The organism is Actinosynnema sp. NPDC059335, from assembly GCF_042752395.1.
In the GTDB taxonomy this organism is placed as follows: domain Bacteria; phylum Actinomycetota; class Actinomycetes; order Mycobacteriales; family Pseudonocardiaceae; genus Actinosynnema.
Genome location: NZ_JBHYXZ010000262.1, coordinates 1 through 2867 on the forward strand (window position 1 = coordinate 1; position 2867 = coordinate 2867).

The 2867-nt window shown below is 71.8% G+C and carries 1 protein-coding gene; it reads right to left on the bottom strand.

Annotated features, from left to right (window positions below):
- The coding region (locus tag ACFXGA_RS38995) for a DUF4082 domain-containing protein (RefSeq protein WP_378097850.1) at nt 1-2616 on the bottom strand (2616 nt) is incomplete at its 3' end.
- Nucleotides 2617-2867: the final 251 nt, after the last annotated feature.

Below are 2867 nucleotides of genomic sequence, written 5' to 3' on the forward strand. Positions count from 1 at the left end.
ACACCACCCCCCCCCTCCCACACACACTCTGGGTTTGTGTGGGGGGGTTGTTTTTTGTTTAACCGAGACTGGGGTCAGGCCCATCCGGACCGACGACAACCCGGCGTCGTCCGGCCGGAAGTCGACGTCGACCCAGTAGTTGGCGCCGTTGCCGGAGATGCGCGGGAACCCGCTGCCGGGGACGTACACACCGGACGCCTCGCCTCCCTCCGAGGCCAACGGCGGTGAAACGACCGTCCTGCCCCACAGGAAGTACTGCTCGTTGAACGAGTACCGCCCGTCGGACACGGTGTAGGAGGCGACGTAGGTCTCGCCGCTCACGATGGCCACGGGCTCGGCGAACCTCAAGGTCTGCCAGCCGGTGTCGGTCTCCCCGGTGAACGTGCCGGTCGCGATCCGCACGCCGGACGATGTCCACAGGGAGCCCGTGTGGGTGCCGGTGCTGCCGTCGCTCTTGTGGAACCTCACCCCGTCCACCCAGCCGTCACGCGTCGAGGAGAACCGGATGCCCAGCTCGTACGCGCCGGAGTCGGTCAGGGACCGGGAGGTCGGCACCGCCGCGGCGCTGAACAGCGAGCACGGGCAGTCCGTCGTCGGGACCGTGGTGAAGCTCCAGGTGTCCATCGCCGCCATGGTGTTGCCGTTGACGTCGGCGACCTGCACCCGGGCCTGGTACCGGGTGCCGGGCTTGAGGGCGCCGTTCGCGGTCCAGGTCAGGGTCCTCCGGTCCGCCGAGGCGGTGGAGGACCCGTGCAGGAACCCGCCCGAGCTGTCGAGCAGCGTGATGACCGCCGACAGCGGGTCGACCGGCTCGCTGAACCCGAGGGTCAACGGCTGGTCGAGCGCCACGTCCGTCGTGCCCGCGGCGGGCGTGCGGCTGTCGAGCGTGGGGCGGGTGGAGTCGCCGTTGAGGCTCGTGCGGTACACGGGGGCGACCCAGTAGTTCGACGCGGCGTGCCCGGCGGTGGGGAACCCGCCCCCGTAGCGGTACAGCCCGTTGGGGCTCGACGGGCTGTCCGGCGGCACGCTGATCGACCCGAAGGTCATCGGGTGCTGCACCTCGAAGTACCGCTGCGTGACCCCGTAGCGGCCGCTGGGCGCGAAGTAGGACGCCACGTACGTGGTACCGGCCTCCACGGGCACCGGTTGCGCGAACATCAGGGTCTGCCACCCGGTCGTGGTCTCGTTGGCGAACGTGCCGGTCGCCAGCAGCGTCCCCGTGGACGTCCAGAACGACCCGGTGTGCCAGCTGCCGCCGCCCACGCCCTTGAAGAACCGGACGCCCAACACCTCGCCCCGGCCCGCGAACCGGACCTTGACGCCCAGTTCCACCGGCTGCGTGTCCTCGACGGTGGGCACGGCCGGGCTGAAGTAGTCGTCCCACAGCGTGCACGGGCACTCCGTCCGGCGTTCCGCGCCGGTGATGAACCGCCAGATGTAGGTGCCGGACTGGTTGCCCGCGGCGTCACGCGCCCGCACCGTCGCGATGTACGGCGTGGTGTAGGTCAACGCGTTCCAGGGGGTGAACTGGACGGTTCTGCCGCCGCTCTGGACGGACGTCTGGCCGGTCACCGTGCCGGCGGCGCCGAACAGCGTGAACTCCACCGAGTTCGGCACGACCGGTTCGTCGAACGTCGCGGTGAGCTGGGGCCGCGTGCCGACGCTGCCGGCGCCGTCGACCGGGGTGGTGCCGAGCACGTAGGGAACCCTGGTGTCCGCGCCGGGCTCGGGCGCCCAGACCAGGTCGACCCAGTAGTTCGCGTCGGACGGGGAAGCGGTGTCCGGGAAGCCGCCGCCCTGCCGGAACACGCCGTTGGCGCCGTCGACCCCGGTTCCGAGGCCGGTCAGCGGCTCCAGGTAGCGCGACTCCCGGAAGTAGTCGCGGTCGTAGGAGTACTGCCCGCGGGGCGCCAGGTAGGAGGCGACGTAGGTGGTGTCGCGGGTCACCCGCACGGGCTCCGGGAGGACCAGGGTCTGCCAACCGCTCGCGGTCTCGTCGCGGAACGTGCCGGTCGCGAGCAGCGCCCCGGCGGAGGTCCAGAGGGAGCCGGTGTGCGTCCCGGTGTTGGTCCGCGCCTTGTGGAACCGGATGCCCCGCACGTACCCGTCGGACGTCGCGCGCCACTTCACGCCCAACTCGACCGGCGCGTAGTCGGTCGAGGTCGCCGCCGGCACGTCGGAGTCGGACCACAGCCCGCACGGGCAGACCCGGGCCTCGACCGACGTCTGCGCGGCCGCCTCGTCGATCACGGCGTCCGCCGAGTCCAGGGCCCGGACCCGCAACTGCGCGGTCCCCGAGGTCGCGGGTGTGAACGTGTGGCTCCAGTTCACCTGCCCGGCGCGCCACGAGGCCGCGCGCCACGCCACACCGCCGTCGGTCGACACCTCGACCGCGTCGATCGCGCCCTCGTCGGTGACGGTGCCCGCGAACGTGTAAGGCTCGCCCACCTTCGCCGTCGGCGGGACGTCGGTGAACCCGGTCGAGGTCGCGGCGACCGCCACCGACCCGTGCGACCCGACCGGCACGACCGCCAACGCCGAGGCGAACACGGCGACCGCCAGTAATCGAGCCGCCGCCGTGCCGGCCCTGTTCCGTGTCGGAACACTGGACAACATGCAACCCCACCATTGCCCGCAGAGCCTCGGTCGGCCCCGGTTCACTGCCGGAGATCGGGCGACGGCAGCGCGCCGTTACCGCGTTAGGCCCAATGCGGTGCGCGATAGTCCTTGTGGTGCAAGGAGTTGCCGGCGTGGACCGCGTTCCTGCGGAGAGCGCGGCGAACCGGCGCCCCGGGGGCCCCGCGGGGGCCCCCCGCCCCCCCCCCCGCCTAGAAAAACCTGCGCGGTGGGTGCTTTTGCCCCCGCCC